This window comes from Paenibacillus sp. EB106-04-04-XG159, assembly GCF_058791835.1.
This window is the reverse complement of the sequence record NZ_JBYTDY010000002.1, coordinates 101586-120675: the sequence shown is the minus strand read 5'-3', so window position 1 is coordinate 120675 and position 19090 is coordinate 101586. Positions and strand designations below refer to the sequence as shown.

12 protein-coding genes are annotated in these 19090 nt (G+C 45.3%); all 12 read right to left on the bottom strand.

Annotated features, from left to right (window positions below; genetic code table 11):
- Window positions 1-73 precede the first annotated feature (73 nt).
- A complete protein-coding gene (locus AC3WTP_RS02760) occupies window positions 74-3055 on the bottom strand; it encodes a DUF4972 domain-containing protein (RefSeq protein WP_492393059.1) in 2982 nt (993 codons plus the stop codon).
- 355 nt (window positions 3056-3410) lie between these two features.
- Window positions 3411-4238 carry a MurR/RpiR family transcriptional regulator gene (locus AC3WTP_RS02755; RefSeq protein ID WP_492393058.1) on the bottom strand — a complete coding sequence of 276 codons (828 nt, stop codon included), beginning with the start codon at window positions 4236-4238 and terminating at the stop codon, window positions 3411-3413.
- Window positions 4239-4563: 325 nt separating this feature from the next.
- The gene (locus AC3WTP_RS02750; RefSeq protein WP_492393057.1) at window positions 4564-5085 is read right to left on the bottom strand and encodes an LptM family lipoprotein; all 522 of its coding nucleotides are present in this window, start codon (window positions 5083-5085) and stop codon (window positions 4564-4566) included.
- A 550-nt stretch (window positions 5086-5635) separates the two neighbouring features.
- Window positions 5636-8377, bottom strand: a complete 2742-nt coding sequence (locus tag AC3WTP_RS02745; RefSeq protein WP_492393056.1) for a hypothetical protein — start codon at window positions 8375-8377, stop codon at window positions 5636-5638.
- Between the two features lie 6 nt (window positions 8378-8383).
- Window positions 8384-9208 carry a copper amine oxidase N-terminal domain-containing protein gene (locus tag AC3WTP_RS02740; RefSeq protein ID WP_492393055.1) on the bottom strand — a complete coding sequence of 275 codons (825 nt, stop codon included), beginning with the start codon at window positions 9206-9208 and terminating at the stop codon, window positions 8384-8386.
- Window positions 9209-9447: 239 nt separating this feature from the next.
- Window positions 9448-10260, bottom strand: coding sequence for a copper amine oxidase N-terminal domain-containing protein (locus AC3WTP_RS02735; protein ID WP_492393054.1), 813 nt, complete (start codon window positions 10258-10260; stop codon window positions 9448-9450).
- Window positions 10261-10347: 87 nt separating this feature from the next.
- The gene (locus AC3WTP_RS02730; RefSeq protein WP_492393053.1) at window positions 10348-12258 is read right to left on the bottom strand and encodes an Mbeg1-like protein; all 1911 of its coding nucleotides are present in this window, start codon (window positions 12256-12258) and stop codon (window positions 10348-10350) included.
- Complete coding sequence (locus tag AC3WTP_RS02725; RefSeq protein ID WP_492393052.1) at window positions 12251-13087, bottom strand: hypothetical protein; 837 nt, start codon at window positions 13085-13087, stop codon at window positions 12251-12253. Before AC3WTP_RS02725 ends, AC3WTP_RS02730 begins: the two co-directional genes overlap by 8 nt.
- A gap of 40 nt (window positions 13088-13127) precedes the next feature.
- Window positions 13128-14393, bottom strand: a complete 1266-nt coding sequence (locus AC3WTP_RS02720) for a hypothetical protein (RefSeq protein ID WP_492393051.1) — start codon at window positions 14391-14393, stop codon at window positions 13128-13130.
- A gap of 91 nt (window positions 14394-14484) precedes the next feature.
- A complete protein-coding gene (locus tag AC3WTP_RS02715) occupies window positions 14485-14784 on the bottom strand; it encodes a WXG100 family type VII secretion target (RefSeq protein ID WP_458568560.1) in 300 nt (99 codons plus the stop codon).
- A 35-nt stretch (window positions 14785-14819) separates the two neighbouring features.
- Window positions 14820-15149, bottom strand: coding sequence for a WXG100 family type VII secretion target (locus AC3WTP_RS02710; RefSeq protein WP_492393050.1), 330 nt, complete (start codon window positions 15147-15149; stop codon window positions 14820-14822).
- Between the two features lie 51 nt (window positions 15150-15200).
- Window positions 15201-19088, bottom strand: coding sequence for a type VII secretion protein EssC (gene essC / locus AC3WTP_RS02705; protein ID WP_492393049.1), 3888 nt, complete (start codon window positions 19086-19088; stop codon window positions 15201-15203).
- Window positions 19089-19090 lie beyond the last annotated feature (2 nt).

Below are 19090 nucleotides of genomic sequence, written 5' to 3'. Positions count from 1 at the left end.
AATTAAAGAGGCATCACGTAAAATCAATCTTACGTGATGCCTCTTTAATTTTTTATCGAGCTTAAATATTTATTTATGTGCTAATGATAGAGTTCTTAAATCTCTCTATCGCCTTCTCAAGAGCTGCTGCCGCTGCGTCAACATCCGCTTGCACTGCTGCCTTATCTTTAACAACAACCTCAGCTGCTGCAATGGCTTCTTTCAACAGAGCTTTCGAGCCGATCGGATAGCAGCCAACAGAAGAACCTTCCTTGGCTTTAGCATGTAGTTGTTTTGCATCTACAATCAAAGCTCTCAGTTTTTTCTTGTCTTCCTTTTGCACATCCTTCACTGCATGAGCAGCAAGCATCGCGTAGCCAGTACTTTCCACATTCCAATCAGCCGGCAATTTGCCTTTCTTGATCGCATCTGTCATCCGTGTCAGGCAAGCCATCGCACGATCGTGATCTCCCATGAGCGTCGCCACGTATGCGGCGATACCATGCAGGCCACTCACCTTTTCTGCAGACGCCCATTTCGGAAAATGATTGTTAACAGCCGCATATATAGCTTTTGCCTCATCGCTTTCCGGAGCAATAGCGCCTGCCGCAATCGCCGTAAGCTGAGCACATGCGTCCTCCCATTTACTCCAATCTACTGCGGTAGACTGATCCGCGGCATCCATTGACATCACGTATTGTTTGGTCTCTTTATCCCAGAGCTTATCTTCAATGCCTTTGCGCAGCATTTCCTTATAACCTTCAAAGTACGATGCCGGACCATCATCTTTAAAATGATTGCGGAAGAGCCACACACTATCGTTCATTCCTTGCAGAGCCAGCACATTATCCTGCAAATGTTTGACTTGACCATCCTTCTTCTGCCACATCAAGCCGTCAGCGGCCTGCAGAGCCATCAGGCCCAGACCGCCTGTCAGTATATCAAGCTGATATTGGGTAATCACGAACTTGCCGGTACGTTCATAATAGGCGCGCTGCAACGTGATGAAGGTAGCAATATTCGCGGCAGCGCTCTTATAGTCCTCTGTTGAAGTCCAAGCCCCACTTTGCTCATTCAGCTTCATCTCATACTTGGTTCCATAAACGCCGAATCGATCTCCCCAATTCCAGCTGCCGACATAATCCGCGATATATCGTTCAGCCAATTCCACCGTCTCCGGTCTTAACAACAAACCGAGCGCAGCGATATTGGACATCGTCGGATCGATATAGTCTTGCTTTTCATTCCGTGTAATTGCCCCGGTTTCCAATTGGCGTCTAGCCAGCCAACCCGCAAAGACATCCAGCATTTCATCCTGCTTCGTCGCAGCCTGGCGAGAAATGCGTATCACAAGCTCATCGGTCTTCAGCACATCATTGCCTCGAGTCACGAACGCCCATAGCTTAATATGATCAACAGTCTGATCCAAAGGCAAGCCGCGCAGCGTGAAGCGATTTTCGCCGTCAGGCACGAGCAGATTTTGCCGATCCATATGATAAGTAATTTTCGCATCGGACAGATCCAACTGCTTGCCATCCTGATTAAATGCTTCGATCACGATATGCGTGCTTTCATTGCGGCGCAGCAGCTCGGGGTCTGCCTTGATCGTGACCTTAGCCATTCCTTCACCTTCAGCTCCAAGCCGAACTGTGACCCCTAAGTCACGAGTAAAATGAATATTGTTAAATCGATCCATGGCATTTACTTTCACCTGATAATTACCGTTAACCAGCCCTACCAGCTCAATTTTCCAAGTATTCCCTTCGGGTACTGCGTGAAATACTTTCCTCTGGCCTGTGAGTTGTTGAGTAAAAATAACTTCGATATCATGCAAGCCGTTAGCGGTACCTGTCAATTGGAGAGGAAATGCTTCAATGACATCGCCATCCTGAATCGAGGCCATTTCAAATTGAATCGGCTCCTGCACCAACTTCTGAATATGCGAGGCAGCCAGCATCGTCAGCCCGCTTTCCATGACATACCATGGCCATGGATGTTCCTGATCCACATAAGTCGCTTCGATCGATTGCAAAAATTGATCGACACGCACCTTATCTCCCATAAGGGCAGCCGTATAGGCAATCATTGCCCAAGGAAATGCGTCTGGCTTATCCAATGTCGACCAGCCCGGATGATGCTCATTAAAGCTATTGTACAATTGCACCGCCCGCTCGCTGTCCGGAGCAATAATACCTGTCCAGATCGGGAAGAGCTGAGCCGTTGCATCAGCATAGAATGTCTGCCAGGCCGGATTTAGCAGGGATCCCCCATCCATTTTTCCGGGAGAGTACATTTGTTTGTTTTCAAGCCAGAGCTCAGATTGAATGGCTGTATGAACCTTCTCTTTGAGCGCCCTAAACTTGGCTGTCTCTGCCGCATCTGCAAAAATATGCTCTGCAATCCATTCCATATCTTTGAGACCTTTGTACACCTCTGTGTTGTCCATCAAATATTTCACTTTATAGGTCGGCTTTGCCCATGTCAGGCCATCCGCTTGCAGAGTAGATAGCATCGCAGAAGCGATCAACAGAATCTCATCCTTATGATCTGCCACATACGCCGTATCCCCCGTTACTTCTGCATACTTGCGCAGCACATTCAAGAAGGTGGACGCATAGGAATCCGTCGAGTCAAAATCTAGAGTAGGCGTTTCTGTAATGCGATCCGTTTCGATCATATAATCGTATACCGAACCATCTGGTGCTTCCGGCCCCTTGCCATGATTCAAATGAGCAAAATACCAGTCCATGTAGTTTTTTACGACATCCTTATACTCGGGTTTTTCCAGTAAACCCAGTAAAGCAATGTTGGTAAAATAAGGAATTACCTTGTACTTATCCTTATAGTTGGAAATCGGCATGCTGTACGTAGGAATCGCACCCTTTTCGAATTGCAGACTGGCAAGCCACTCCGCTTCGGCGTCGATAATTTTTTGATACATCGCGTTTTCATCCTTCACATCATGGAGATCAAGCTGCCCCTCGCTAGCATCTGCATTCGCATAGCCTGGAGCTGCAGTGGTTACAAGCATCATAGCAACAATAATAAAGGCAACAACTTTTCTCAAATGAACCATTTTGGTTCCTCCTTAGCCTTTTATCGCACCTGATGTAATCCCTAGGATGAATTGTTTTTGCATCACAATATATACAAGTACAACCGGCAGCACCATAATCGTGGAGGCCGCCATCAACAACTCATACTGCGTAGTATACTGCCCGACGAATACCGATAAGCCTGTTACGGCTTGGAAATGCGTACAGATGCATCATAGCGATGGATCGTATCAATCATGCTGGTTACAACCCGTTCGGAATGAAAGACACCGCCTTTCGCCGAAGTAATATCCTATGCTACCACCTCCCGCAATAATTAACACGCCATCGTTCTTCCCGTTGGAAGCCCCTGACAAGTTAGCTTTCACATCGCCTTCAATCATGCGACTGGTCTGACATTTTGAGCGTCAAACTTACGCTTAACAGTTCAATAACGTACAAGATCGAGGCTTTACTCTTGAAGCCTTCTACAATATTGCTCAATCCTCGGTTGAAGCAGACTAGGCTAATATCCGAAACTTCTGTGACAGGGGATTTTCCATATCCGGTGATGCAAATCGTCCTCGCCCCAGATCTGCGGGCAGCTTGCATGGCCGCCACGATATCCTTTGTGCTGCCCTGCTGCGATATGCCGATCGCTACATCTCTCGAATCAAGATGCGCCGCCGCAATAGACTGCAGATGAATATCTGCCTGTGCATCAACCATGAGTCCAAGTCCCAGCAGTTTGATCTTAAGCAGCTGAGCCATCGGGCCCGATTCCCCAAGCCCAAATATATGAATCTTTCTGGCACTTACAATCGCCGCTACCGCGGATTCGAGTACAGACTCCTCAATATGCGAGGCAGCATCCAGAATGCTATTGGCTGCATTGTTCGCCAACTGCATGGGAAAGCTCTGAACTTCTTGCATCTGTGGAGCAGGCTGTCTACGCTCTAACTCCTGGGCTAGACGAATTTTCAGCTCTTGATAGCCTCGTAAATCAATCGTACGACAAAATCTCGTGACAGTGGACTGTGCTACTTCAAGAACTTCGGCAACCTGCGTGACCGTATTATAAATGATCGTTTCCGGAGAATTTAGGATTAAATCGGCGATCCGTTTCTCCGTCACGCTGAAGCTTTCATAGACATTCTGAATCATTGTAAATAAAGTCGGCCCTTCTCCAGTTCTTTCTTGAACAGGCCGTGATGCGTCGCTCATGATGATTTTCTCTCCTTCGGGTTGACTTTGACATCAGTATAGCACCCACCCAATATTTGGACAATAATATTTTTTTCATATTAATCTAATGAATAAATATTTTTTCTGTTAATTGTTCGATAGGATCAGAGAGCTATTTTTAAAGAACTACTTTCAATAACCCCAAATAAACAAAAAAGCAGATGGAGATAAAACGTGCGTTTATCTCCATCTACTTTTACTTTTTAGTGACGTATTGGACAGCCCCTAAATAAAGGCTATTATTAATAATTTAGTATCATGCTAATGGGGTATTTCAGAACTATACAGGTCAAGAGGTCAGGGATTATTTTACTTCTGTAAAACTGTTGATCAAATTCGTATATTCGTCTTTATATCCATCCCATTTGCTCTTAAGCGTCCAAGCTACCAATTGACCATAATGTGTAGGTGTTTCGATAACGGTGACTAAATAAGCAACATTTACATTGTCTGCATTACCTTCAAGCGTATATTGTAGCGCCTTATTACCATTAATCGTAACTTCTTTTACATCTCCTTGGGTTGGAGTGTCCAATGAAGAAACGAATGATTCGGTAACTATATCAAAATACGATTGTAGTGAAAAATCGGTGAAATCCTCTTTAGATTCAAGTATTGCCATGAAATATTTTTCTTTTTGAGGATTATAGATTTGAAGGCTGCTATCTGGATGTAACGTGCCGTCCGCATCTTTCCAACTATCAGAGGCACTTACCTGAAACTTGTTGTCTTCACTCTTAAAAACTGTTAAGTTGTCTTTCCCACCACATCCCGCAAGGATAGCAACCATAGAAATAGTTAATACAAATATTAATATCTTTTTCATTGTTAATTGAGTCTCTCCCTTTGATGTATTCTGAAAATTCAACCGCTGCCAACACCTAAATATTCCCACCTCGAATAACCTTGTGTATGAAAATTCCCCCAAATAAAATAGCCCCCTACCATATTACGGTATTTATTACTGGATTACCAGCTTTTTTGTATAAATATTTACATAAACGCCAAAATTCGCGTGTGACAGGGGAGGGACGGTTCTTGATTGTCGCGCAAAATGTCACTTCCTATATATGTTATCTTTATTCAAACCTATCATTCTACTTAAATATAGTTTTGACAAACTTATCATCATCGACGACAAGCATTTTTAGCATCCTAACTCACCGCCTTCCGCTAGAAATTTATTCTCAAAACGTGTCTATCACAAACTAGAGAACGATAAAAAGTGCCACGTCGTAATAAACGATCGTGGCACAGCTACATAATCAAGAACTAATGACTCACGTGCTTCTTCTAACATTACGTTTAACTGATTCGTTCGAAGATTCATTAGCCCGTATATGTGGGGTTCTGGTACCCGCACTTATATTATGCTATTAATTGTCCAGATCATCATGCATCGATCCCATAACCGTGATCTCCATGTTGTCTAGATTATCGATTCCTGCTAGTGTTCCTAACTTCTTATATTCGTGATTGCCTCTTGTTAGTTGAGCAGCATCGATCCATACTCGCACATTGTACTCGCCATTCGGCATCTGGGCGTGGGTGTAGACAGGGATGTTCTCAGGATTGACGACGATCGTCACGGTTGTCTTCTCCGTGATCTTGTACATCTCCTGGCCAGATTTCACATATTCCCGATAGCGGTATTTATCGTAGCTGTCCGCTGTCTTCGAATCCGCATATCCTTCGAGCACTCTCTTCCAGTATTCATGCGTGAAGCCGGTGCTTTCTTGTGAATGTTTGATTTCTTCCACTTTCTTGCTATAACGCGACCCATCTGCGCTTCGATCCAACACTTGGAGCATCACTTGACCGTCTACTCCTTGATTGTTCTTCGCCGTAAGGACACCTGGCTTGCGATCGTAGCCGGCTCCGCGCTTCGGCAGCTGTTCATCGCGAATATTAACCGCATCCTTATGTTGGTTAATATAGATCAGGTCGCTCTCATAACGGAAGGAGTCCACAAGTGTACTCACGAGATCCTTGTGATCCTGCGTATCATCGTTTGTCGGTTTAAAAGACACCGTCTCTACTGTAAACGTATAGCTGCCGGCAGGATTAAAATAATAGCCTGATTTGATCGGATAAGCATACTTCTGCAGCTCCTTATCGGTTGCGAATACCGCTTTGTCATATAAGGACTTGCGATCGCTCTTGCTCGCTGCAGCCTTACGAGCTTGCTCATATTGTTGCTTCAAGGTGCTCTCGGTCTGCCACTTCACGGAAGCGCTCGCCTGCTGCGTGAATGATCTTTTATACTGTCCGCCTACCGCAGTCCAGCCATATGCCTCATCCTTCTCATCCAGATGATACATCCAGCGGATCACATCATAGAGGTACGGCTCACTCTCCCACCATAACTTCTTCGCGTGGGAAGTCCCTTCATTTTTCTCAATTTCATTCTTATAGCTCTGCTTAGGCATCTTCTCGCGGCCATTATAGACATACATCTCATAGACGGGGCTGTCTGTACCCGAAGGAAAATCAGCCGTTGCCGTGCCCCTATCTGTATACGTGGTGCAATCGGTATTACCCTTTTCATCTATATCACAGACCTGATAAGTATATTCGTAGTTTCGCTGCACAGAGCCGCTGTAGCTAATCTGCCCGGTCTTGGTCAGAGGTACCGCAGGATTATCATGAGGCGACCAATGCTTGTTGATCGGATCATCTCCGAAGTCTTTGCGATCGATCGTGAAGTTCGCGATTGGTTTACGGGTAATCGTCGCACTTTCTTCATTTACAATAGGATTGTTCGTAACAGTGAAGCTTCGCAGAAGATTCGCCGACCCATTGACTACGCCAAGCGAACCGCTGGCATTGCCTTTCCATTGTCCCTTCGGTAAGACAAGATGAGCTGTCAACGCATTCCCTCCCATGATAGGGAGAGCAACCTTTTTCGTCAGCACATTGTATGCAAGCGGCTTCGGTTGAGCCCATCGGATTGCACTTGGTGCGGACTGTATCATATTGTTAGCGAGATACTTCTCCTTAGGCGAAGCCCCCTTCTCGTTGATCTTGAACTGAATCGCCACATCGTTCTCCGGCATGGTAAAAGTCGCATACATCAAGTATTCCTTCCCTTTTTCAAGGGTCAGTTTACCCGTTTCTGTCTCCCCGTGCCCCGAGAATATTGTTGAAGTCAACCTGTTGCCGCCGTTGGTGATCGACCAGCTGTAACCAGCAGTCACCGCCTCAGGGAATGTCGATGTTACCCGAACACCGACGATTACCTCCTTGCCCGCACTAGACATCATCGGTAACGTATCGAACATCGCGGACAGATCCGGCTGATCCGCAGCACTTAAAGCGGCTATCGGAATGTCCAAATAAGTGCGTCCGTTCTTGCTCTTAATATAAACCGTCCCGTAGCCCTCAGAAAAATAAGTCGGAGGCTGGAGAATATGCACATAATCGACCCATCTTTCGCTCTTCGGCTTCTGATTGGCATCATATACGATCTCTCTAATCAAACCTGAGTTTTGATTATTATATATAAATTCCTCGTAACGGCGTCCCGCATACTCCTTATTCAGTGCAATTTGAATCGCATTTTCGAATACGCCATCATCCACAAATTTTTGGTAGATCTTTTTATTTTCAAAAAGTTTGCTTCTCTCTATCGGTATATCAGCGTCATTCCAAGGTGCCTTGATCAAGTTAAATTCATTAATCTTAACCCCGCTCCAGCCCGCTGTCCATTTTACACCTTCCGTAGAAACAGAGTTACCTTCAACTGAGTACCCGGAATACTCCATTAATCCGCCAATCAGCCGGTCACCGTGATCCTCACCATACACGATCTCAAACCCTTTATATTTATCGTTACCAATATCAATTTGGTTATCTTTATAATATTTGAGGCGCTTATTTATTAGATCCTCTCGCAGGTCCAATTTTACTTTTTTCTTGTTTATGACCATAGTTATGGAAAGAGGAAAGTAATTCTTAACTCCATACAACTCCTCCACTTCCTTATTGCTGAGCTCGAGTATCTTCTGCGGCGTCAAGCCATCCAGTTCAAGCTTCTCTGCTACAAGAGGATGAGGTAGCATCGTGAGCAGCATGAGCAAGATAAGCACAGATAAAAAAAATCGACTTTTTCTCATCATCAGCACCTACTTATACCATACGCCAACACCGACACCTCCAGCTGATCGAGAGTGAATTCTGACTCGATAAGTGTCGTCATTGAACCATTTTTGCTCCAGCTCATCTGCAAGCTCCTTCTTCTGACGAATATACGCCATAACGTCGTCTACGACATTTGTTGCGATCTTCTGACGAAGAATATCCTCTACCTCTTGCTGCTGCATCTCATAATTATCAGTTCTGCCATCGGTAAATTGTCGATCCATTTGCAGCGTAAAAGTCATTAAAGCTCTATCCTTATCCTTATACTCAGCATAATCGCCTCTTTCAACATACAACCCTGATCCAGTATCATTAACGACCTTGAAACCGTACATATCCTCAATAACAACATCTTCTTCCCCTGTACCGCCTGAATACTCTGGAGTGCTGATATAGACGGTATTGATCTTCATATCATATTTCACAGTTGCCCCTAGCCCCTCACTAACGAAACGAATCGGAACGAAGGTGCGCGCATCCTTCAGCAATGCCACGGTATCCATACTCTGCTTCTTGCCATCCAATTCATACTCTTTCTTGCCTACCACCAGCTTTATGGTCTTTTTCCCATACTTCAACGTCGCCGTTCTTGTCTTGTTATCCCAGCCAACTTCAGCCCCCAGCGCCTCACTTACAAACCGTATGGGTACCTGCGTTCTGTTGTTTGCATCAACAAATGGCTGTGCATCGGGAAACAACACCCGTTCTCCATCCACCACCACCCGTAAAGGCAGCGCCGCATTCGTAAGAGTGGGGATTAACATGGAGATCAGCAATAATAGCGTAAACGTGATTTTTAATTTTTTCATGAATATGAACCTCCATTATTCAACATATAACGTCAATTTGTTAACGAATCATACACCAACACTATTCTTAGTAAAATGCTAATTTCCTTCACTTCTTGATTACTCATCTCCAATATCTTCTGTGGAGTTAGACTATTCATATCAAGCTCCCTAGCCTCAAGGTGATTAGGGAGTATCGTAAAGAACAGCAGTAATATAACAGCAGCTATAAGATATCGGTTAGTTTTCATGTTTCACACCTATTGATACCATATGCTAACACCCGTTCCCCCACTAGGTATAGTGATTACTCGAACTCGATAGGTTCCATCATTGAACCATTTAAGCTCCTGCTCTGTTTCAACATCCTTCTTCTTCTTTCGAATAAACTCCATGATGTCATCAACAGTATCAGATTTAATCTTCTGGCGGAGAATATCTTCAACCTCTTGGATCTGCATCTCATAATCACCGTATACGAGGTTCATTTCCAATCCTAAGAACAGCAAAGATCTATTCTTCGTACCGTATTCATCATAGTCGCCGCGCTCAACATCTAACTCCGATCCTGTAAACAGCGGTACCTTGAAACCGTACATATCCTCAATAACAACATCTTCATCCCCTGTACCGCCTGTGTGCCCTGGAGTGCTGATATAGACAGTATTGATCTTCGTATCATATTTCACAGTTGCCCCTAGCCCCTCACTAACGAATCGAATTGGAACGAAGGTACGCTCATCCTTTAGCAATGCCGCGGTATCCATACTCTGCTTCTTGCCATCCAATTCATACTCTTTCTTGCCTACCACGAGCGTTATGGTCTTATTCCCATACTTCACCGACGCTGTTCTTGACTTGTTATCCCAGCCAACTTCAGCCCCCAGCGCCTCACTTACAAATCGTATAGGTACCTGCGTTCTGTTGTTTGCATCAACAAATGGCTGTGCATCGGGAAACAACACCCGTTCTCCATCCACCACCACCCGTAAAGGCAGCGCCGCATTCGTAAGAGTGGGGACTAGCATGGAGATCAGCAATAATAGCGTAAACATGATTTTTAATTTTTTCATTGCAATGACCTCCATCATTCAGCACATAACGTCAAATTATTTACGAACCATAAATCATTACTATTACTAGTAAAATGCAATTAACTATTATATCGGACGTATCGGATGTAACGATGTACGAGTTGCTCTAATGATCTTCGATTCCACTTCACGGTACTTCCCAACCGACGATTGCAAAGCTGATGACTTCTGTCGTAGATTGTCCGCTGCACGTTTATGGTCTGTTCGAATCCGGTCGCTTACCCGCTCCAGCCTTCTCAATTGTGCTTGCACATAGTATTCGTTGTAATTTCTGCCTACATCAGAGGCAACTCTCGAAGCTTGGGCTTGGATGCGATTGACCAAGTCTCTTAACTTCTCTTCTTTCCTCTGTATGGTCCGCTGTAGGTCTTCGATCTTAGGTAGATTAGCCAGCATGTTCAATCCTGTTGCCGCACTAGAAGCACCAACCATGAAACCAACTACCGTCTTGAGCGCTTTCGCTCTTACTTTGTCAATCACTTTATCTTTAATGGAATCAGCAGTTCTGATAAAATTATCTTTCATTTGTTTGACTTTCTCTTTTACATTCCCGACGATATCGTTTAATTTTTGGGTCACTTTGTTCTTCACACTAATCCAGTATTCCTTTTTCGCCTTAATATACTGAATCATATTGTCCACAAATTTCTTGAACCCTTTCTTCATATCATCGCAAAATTTCTTTGCAGCCTTTCTGACGTTCTCTACAATCTGCCCCACCTTGTCGGCAAATAAATTCATTGCTACGACTGCGCCCTTGACCATATCTGTAATAAAATCTACACTCTTCTCCCAGAACGAATGGATGCTTTCCATCAGATTCTTAATGCCTTCCTTAATCCACGGAATGACTTTATCTATAATAAAGCCAATAGCGATCAATGCGAGCAGCGCAGTGACTGCGATTTCAAGTGCAGCAATTGGTCCTATCGCTACAACCGCTGCGATTCCAAGCACGGCGTAAAAGAAATGTTGGAAATCAATATTTCCATCCCAAATATTGATTGCCTCAGTTATTATTAATTGCTTGATCGCGTCAGGAACGATCTCTAAGCCAACCGTTAAATTGTGCACCACAGAAGGTAAGATGCCGCTCGCTTGCACATCTGAACGCTTAAAGTTGGTTTCGTCCCCCACCATATCAAGCATGAACATCGAATGATGATCGAAGCCAACCCCCTTCGCTTCAGTATCGATGTAGATCCCCTTCGAAGGATTCAGGAATAATGCAGGCACGATATCTTCCACATTCCGGAACTCTTTTAGCTTTCCTTGCTTATTCATCTCCTCAATCTGCTTCGAATACTCAGCTAGAACTTTTCCGTTAAACCCAGGCGCGTTAAAGGTCGTTGCTGAAATAAGCTTCTTACGCTGCTCATCCGGTAGAATGAAGGAGGAGAAGAGCGCCAGATTGCCGCCTAAGGAATGACCTGTCAAATAGGATGGAAACTTGCCTTTTTTAATCATATCCAGGATGTAATTTTTCGCATCCGTTTGCTGTAATGATTCATCGAGATAGGCGGTAGTCGCATTATTTTTCCAATCATTTCGATAAAGCGGGTCATTCATCGGTTCACTGCCTCGGAAAGCAACCACGTTAACACCTTTTACCTCGAACGTCATAGCTACGAAGCCAGATTCTTCCTTTTTGTTCTTTGTAACTACATTCGTAATCTTTATTTCCCGATATTTGTCTTGATCCAATTTCGTAAGCAGCTCGTTCCAGTATTCAGATTCGTTCTTGCCGTCCAGTTTTTCAGAAAACCTCGTCTTAATCTTCTGCTTGCCTTCAAGGTGACCCTCATAACTCTTTTGACCAAGATAATAATCGATCACTTCACCTAGTGTGATCTCCTTTTTTCGATTATAGGCATCAGCTAGTTTCGTATCTTTGCCCTTGGAATCCTGACCTTCAATATCCAAATAAACAATCTGCGCGATCTGACGAAGCTCTACTTCAGTTAGAGGTTCAATCATTGAGATCCCCCTTTAGCTTCGTGCTCTTTACCCTTTCTTCTTTCCAAATATCAAAGCCTTTGCGCAACTCTTCATTTGTTGTTACTATTTGACCTTGCTCATCAATTTCAATACCGTTCGCAGTAACCAGATTCAGTTTACCCTGCTCTTTTTCTTCATCCTTGAAATAATTAATTACGGTCGAATCTGAATTTTTGGCCTCATCAAATCGATCGTATGCATCGGGCGTAATATACCAGATGGAAATGCTGCTTCTCATGTATTTATGGTCCGCCAGCTTCTGTGCGAATGCTTTATATTTATCAATCTCAGCTTGTTGATCTATGCCGCCGTTACTGTCGATGTAGCGTTCACAATTTAAATACACCTTTACCAGCTGCCAATTCATCGGATATAGCTTCAGAAACTGTTCATAGGACATATTTGTATCCGAATGTTCTGGATAGGTCATAGCTGTATCGTTCGTCACCTGAACCCTGCTCTCTCCCCAAATGCTGTTCGCCATTTCTGAAATTGGTTGTACAGCAGCTTTTGCGACTGCTTCATTCAAATAGTCATCATATACATTTTTCAGGTCCTTAGTGATTTCTACAGCCACTCTAATCGAAGGGTCATCCTTGGGCTTCACGATGGCTTTTAACGTATTGCTGTTCATCGTCCCCCATCCGCCGCCGATCGAATCGACTACAAACTCCTTTCCATACTTCTCCTGCAACGCTTCTACGATCCTCTTCGCTGCTTTCTCATCCTTTGATCCACAACCTATCATGCTGAATATTGACAAGAACACCATAAGGATCAACACCGCCTTCTTTGTTTTATGCTTCAAACGATCCCACTCCTGTTCTGCTTGAAATCTTCCTCCATACTTAGAAGTCTAGGTGAAATTCCGGCAATCGGAAGAGATTGTTTCTATGCATTTGGATAATATGATCGACATGCTCGCTTATCTGCTCAGCAAATTGTTCTATGCTATCCCCTAATGCAGCCGACAAAGCCATCATCTCATCTTCTAGCATTGTAGTATAGAGCGGCTGATCCGCATTGGCGATAACAAGAACACCCATCAGGGCGTCCACATATTCAAAGGTTCGCTCAACAATGTCTGCTGCTTCAAGCATAACCTGATCCACATAGGTGTTGATGACTGTCTCCTCGTCATCCAACGCAGAATCTTCAAATTTCTGGGTCATCTCACGTTTCCAGAGTTGATATTGATGATGCAGCATCCGATCACATTGGCTTACGATATCACGGACAGCAGTCTTTACTTTAAGTGGATCCAAGCGGTTATGCAGCAGAAGCAGCATCAAGCCATATGGATCATACGCTGTTTCTTCAAGCTCGAGTGCGCTGTTAAATGCTCTCATCACAACTTCAGCTACAGGAGATTCTTCTTCAGCTATATGATATAGCTTCGAAACAATCCGGTAAATATCACCTGCTTCTCCTACGTGAACACCGCCGTCCTGATCAAAGCTGAACATGGGATACACACTTCTGTTCATATCGAAGATATCGCCATCATCCGTCAATTGCTGAACCGCATATCGAATTTCTTCTACATGCGAACCAAAGGCTGACACAAGACTGTTATGGGCAGCGTAATTAATTACAGGCACGCACACTTTCTGCTCAGCTGTAAGTCTGTCAGCAATGCCCGGCGCATCGAAGACTACCCCTGCGCGAACACCCTCCGTCGCGGCTGCTGCATATACAGCCATAGCTCCTCCCCATGAATGCCCGCTGACGAGACAACTGCCTTCTCCTGGATGATCGTTCATATAGCGTATAACGGCATCAAACACACTGCCATCTCCGTTCATAATGACCGGAAAGGCTTCGAGTACATTCGCACATTTATATGAAAAGATATGAATGGTATCGTTATCGTCATCTTTAAAGGAATAGGCCTCCAATTCGCCAGCTTTCATTCTAGCGTTCAGCTTAAGATGGCTTAGATCATGAATGAACAGCTCTTGATGCAGACTGCGTACATCATCATTCAATCGGATAGCGTCCGAATCCTTTAAGACTAGCAAAATGTCCTTTATCGAATAATTAAGATGTTCGTCAGTCATATTGAGTTCCACAAGTGAATTCAGCAATAAATACTGTCTCTCCGTAAGCTCCACTTCATTCCCCCCGTATCTGCTATTGCTGCAGCATTAATAAGGTTGACAAGGCAGCCCTATGTTGCTGACCGCCTTGTCTAATAAGTATGAATTATCTTCCGCGCAGTTTTGCTGCCATATCTTGCTCAGCCTGCTGCTTAATTCTCGCAATCTCAGAAAGATTAGAGCTGATCTTCTCTACACAGCCGATCATCTCTTTGAAGCTCGGCATGAGACTTTCGAACTGATCGACGAACGCCTTTTGGGATTCACCTGACCACCAGCTGCTAACGGAGGTAATCTCCTTACGTAATTGGTTGATAAGTGTCTCAGCATTTGACGCTTTCGTTTTGATAGACTTCGCTACACTAGTAGCTTGTTCTGGACTAAACGTTAAATTGTTTCCAGCCATTTTTTCACCTCCTTTCATTGCTTAACCATTCACTTTTATGGCCTCTTGGATTTCTGTGCCGCTGCGGCAGCTAAAGCAGCCGCTTCTTTTCGTTTCTTTTCTTCCCGCTCTTCATCTGCTCGTCGTACATCATTCGCGAGCTGCCTCATGACCTCAACCAGATCCTCGAGCTGATTCAGCTGCTTCGTTAGATTAGCATCTATTTCTCGAGCCTCCTTTTGGAAGGTCGTGTGAGCCAATCCTTTCCAGTATTTGCTTGCGCCTGCTATTTCTTTATTGACATCTTTTGATTCTTTCCTTACATCCTGCGTCAATTGATAGATTTGAGAAGCACTTCTATTAATGTCAGAAGGACTAGTAGACATGCATTCAACCTCCTTCAGAAAGCTCAACGGCATGCTGTCATATGCTAGTGTTTATTGTTGCTGCATCGCGCACCTGAGACCTGTATATTTATGCTTGACGATCATGTAGCCGTCGCCATACTCTGTAACTTGTTCTTGAACACCGTATGGCAGATTGACTGAATACAGCGATTGATCCTTCATGCGTCCAAGAAGCACGCCGGTCTGCTCTTCTCTGATTGCTTTGCCAAGTGAATCCCAATTCGAGGCGAGGTCTCCCGTATTATCAGCTGCTATAATGGCTACTTTCATCCCGCGTTCCTGCTTCACTATTCTCTCCAGCAGTTCATTGAAGTTGTACATCATACCGCTAGTTAATTCACTTAATCGATCGATGACAAAGATGATCTGAGACCATTCATTCATCAGCTCAGCCAGGTTTCCGCCGGACATACGGCACTGAAGAAGCTGAGATCGTCGAAGATTAAGCTCATCCGTAATACTTTCGATAAGCTCTTCCATGTCATCCAAGCTCGATAAGTCGGTGACATGAGGTTCATTCATCATCTGGTAGATCCCCATGGCTGATGAATCTAAGGCGTATACTTGAACCCGCTTCAGCTTATGGACCAGCACCTTCACCCAAGAAACGAGCAATGTGCTCTTCCCACTGGCTGCATCCCCCGCTACCATAATGACCGGCGTAGCGGCTAGATCAAGCAGGACAGGCTGCAGATCATGGTTGCCTAGACCGATTGCCAGCTTATCTGAGTTCTCATTCAATAGTTGAATATTCAAGCTGGCAGGCATAATCGGAATTGGAGCTGCTCGAGCAATAGTCTGACGAACAGCCAACTGGTCAAAGAAATCAATCCATTCTTCTGTATTCCAAGCTTGGAATGCTGGAAGAGCGGTTTGAAATTCTAGCGGAGGTCTGTTTCTCACAAGAGCACGTCCCGCTATTCCCGCCGGCTCAAGCCCCTCGGTTCTGCCGACAATGCCGTCATATTCGCTCTTCTCCGTCATTTGCAGGCTGATGGCCATCTTGAAATTAACCGCCAGCTTATATCGAACTAATGAGGCATTGGATGCTGTTACCACCATGAATATGCCGTACTTCGTGCCTTCTCTGGCGAGCAGCACCATCTTCTCATCAACCGTTTCGTACGTTTCAGACAATGCGAAGTAATTGTCTATGACAACGACGATCGCAGGCAGCTGCCCTCCCTTGCTCTTGTAGTCATAGTAGCTGTCTCGCTTTGTTTCCTCGAGCAGCTTCTTGCGCTCTTCGATGAGCCTGAACAGGTACAATACGAATTGAATCAGGCTGTCTTCTTGCTCCAAGGTGATCACTCCGCCGCAATGCGGAAGCCGTTCAAACAGCTTAAAGGATGCGCCGCCGAAGTCCAACATATAGATATGAACATCGCTGGGAGAATATCGATGTGCAAGCGACATGCATAGTGTCTTCAAGAGAACCGTCTTACCGGTGCCAGGAGATCCATATACGAATAGATTACCTTCATCCGCCAGGTCTATCATGAGCGGTTCCTGTCTCTGACCTCTAGGGTCATCCAATATACCGATTGGGACACTTAATAGATCTGCATGCTGTGCCCATACCGCCTGCTCATAATCGAAGCCCGTGATCGTCGTATAGAGCTCGTCGAGCTGCAATGTTTCCGGCAGCGGTGGAAGCCAAGGTCCTTCCAGCGGCTCGATGACGGCTCGCTCGGCAGACATCACGATATGATCGACCATTGCTCTAAGCTGTGTCGGCAGCTCCTTCTTCGCGATCTTCTCTTCATCGAGCGGATAGATCTGTTCAGCTCTGCCATCCAGCGCGATCTGGTATATTCTCGCTACCTGATTCTCGCTCTTCTGCAGCTCGCCTTCTGGATCATAGTCAGCACCTGCATAGGCGGATTGGAACAATTCGAATATTTCATCATTTCCAACCTGTATATAAGCGCGCCCCGGATCCTTGATCATAGCGGCATCCGGTCGCTTAATTACGTCTTTGCTGTCTGCCTCATCCTGTACCTTCAGGCATATCTTGAACTTAGAGTTACTCCAGATCTGATCGTCTACGATGCCCGCGGGCTTCTGCGTAGCCAGTATCAGATGAATGCCTAAGCTTCTGCCTACACGCGCTGTACTGACTAGCTCCTTCATAAAGTCCGGCTGATCCTGCTTCAATTCCGCGAATTCATCCGCGATCATGATGAGATGCGGGATAGCAGGCATTCCACTATCTCGGTTCTGGCTATAGTACTGCTTCTGATAGCGATCGATATTGTTCACACCATATTCAGAGAAGATGCGCTGCCTTCTCATCAGCTCACTCTTGATCGATAACAGCGCTCTCGTCGTCTGGTTGCCGCCCAGATTCGTGATGGTGCCGACGAGATGAGGCATTCCTTTAAATATGTCGGCCATGCCGCCGCCCTTGTAGTCAATAAGGACAAAGACTACATCATGCGGATGATAGTTAATGGCGAGCGAGATGATAATGCTCTGAAGCAGCTCACTCTTGCCTGAACCTGTCGTGCCTGCGACTAGTCCATGAGGTCCATGCCCTGTCTCATGCAGGTCCAGGTTGAACAAGGCTCCGCCTGCTTTGGCTCCTATCGGAACGCTGATCCCTTTGAAGGTCTTATTCAGCATCCAACGACCGAACACATTGATCTCAGCGACCGATTCAGCTTGAAGCATCTCCATCAACGTAATCGAGCTTGGCAACGAATAAATGGCGTTCGCGTTCTTAATTCGCAGCGGAGCCAATAACCGCGCTGCCTGCTCCAGCTGTCTTCGATCCGCTTGATCCGGGGAGAAGATGGACTTTTCACCAGAGAGTCGATCTGCCAGCTCGCCGGTCTTGCCCTGAAGTGTGATGACCGACTGACAATTCATCGGAAGATAAGCTTTATTTTTAGCGATGAACACCGACGAAACCCCAAGCTCCACCGATTGATTGAACAGATACTTATGAATCGGAACGCCTTCCAGCATGGATGTATCTTCAATCACAAATACATAATGAGGAAGATAATGCCCGCCAGCCTTATTCATTTCACGTTGCTTGAATACGGTGTTCAGCTCTCCAAGCAGTTGATGTCCCGTGTCCTTGCCACACATCAGAAATCTAATGTTGCCGCCATCATCCCATAGATGAGGCAAGCTCTTGAGCCAATTCCACTTGTCGATTCCTTCTTGCGAAGCAAGCACTACAACTTTGACATCATCGTATCCATGATGAGTAACGAGCTGCAGCAGCATCAACGTAATGAGGCTAGCCGTCTTATCGTCCTCGCCCGCAATCCCGCATATTCCGGAAGTGATCAGGTTAACCGAAACAGGCACTTCCTGAACACGTTCAAATTCTAAGGCTAAGCGCTGCGGTTCCATAAGCAGCGGATCCGACTCCATGATGATGGCCTGCTTCGTATACTTGATCTGAACAGCGGACGGAACACTGCCTACACCGAGGCGAAGCGATAGAAAGTCATGATGCGAGGGGGTTCTCTCCCATAATTTATTGTCGATCTGCTTGATCCGCTTGATGCAGTCGGAAGGCTCTGGATTCAGTTCATTCATCGCCTTCACCTGCTGCTCTCTCGAGATCGCCAGATCGCTGCGTGTATCGGCGATGAACTGGAGATATTTCACTTCTCGCTCTTTCTTTTTCTTCTTGTATTTCTTGATCTGAGAGGTTGCTCCAGACAAGGAGACGAGAAGTGTCATAATGGTCGCCGTAATCGAGATCATCATCCACATTGATTGAGAACTCAAGGCGAGCAAGAACGTTATGATGAGCATAACCGCAGGCGGAGCCAGTAAAGAGAACCAACCGATTTCCGGCTTATCCTGGACATGGGGAGGATTCGGGATCTCGACTGCGCCGCCAGGCATATCCGGCATAAATCTCGGCTGCCGGCTGAATTCAACATTAGGATTCATTC

Bases quoted from the DNA above. Each gene is read 5' to 3' on its own strand.
- AC3WTP_RS02715 (WP_458568560.1), bottom strand. From the start codon at position 14,784: ATGGCTGGAAACAATTTAACGTTTAGTCCAGAACAAGCTACTAGTGTA.
- AC3WTP_RS02755 (WP_492393058.1), bottom strand. From the start codon at position 4,238: ATGAGCGACGCATCACGGCCTGTTCAAGAAAGAACTGGAGAAGGGCCG.
- AC3WTP_RS02710 (WP_492393050.1), bottom strand. From the start codon at position 15,149: ATGTCTACTAGTCCTTCTGACATTAATAGAAGTGCTTCTCAAATCTAT.
- AC3WTP_RS02730 (WP_492393053.1), bottom strand. From the start codon at position 12,258: ATGATTGAACCTCTAACTGAAGTAGAGCTTCGTCAGATCGCGCAGATT.
- AC3WTP_RS02745 (WP_492393056.1), bottom strand. From the start codon at position 8,377: ATGATGAGAAAAAGTCGATTTTTTTTATCTGTGCTTATCTTGCTCATG.
- AC3WTP_RS02750 (WP_492393057.1), bottom strand. From the start codon at position 5,085: ATGAAAAAGATATTAATATTTGTATTAACTATTTCTATGGTTGCTATC.
- essC (WP_492393049.1), bottom strand. From the start codon at position 19,088: ATGAATCCTAATGTTGAATTCAGCCGGCAGCCGAGATTTATGCCGGAT.
- AC3WTP_RS02735 (WP_492393054.1), bottom strand. From the start codon at position 10,260: ATGAAAAAATTAAAAATCATGTTTACGCTATTATTGCTGATCTCCATG.
- AC3WTP_RS02760 (WP_492393059.1), bottom strand. From the start codon at position 3,055: ATGGTTCATTTGAGAAAAGTTGTTGCCTTTATTATTGTTGCTATGATG.
- AC3WTP_RS02740 (WP_492393055.1), bottom strand. From the start codon at position 9,208: ATGAAAAAATTAAAAATCACGTTTACGCTATTATTGCTGATCTCCATG.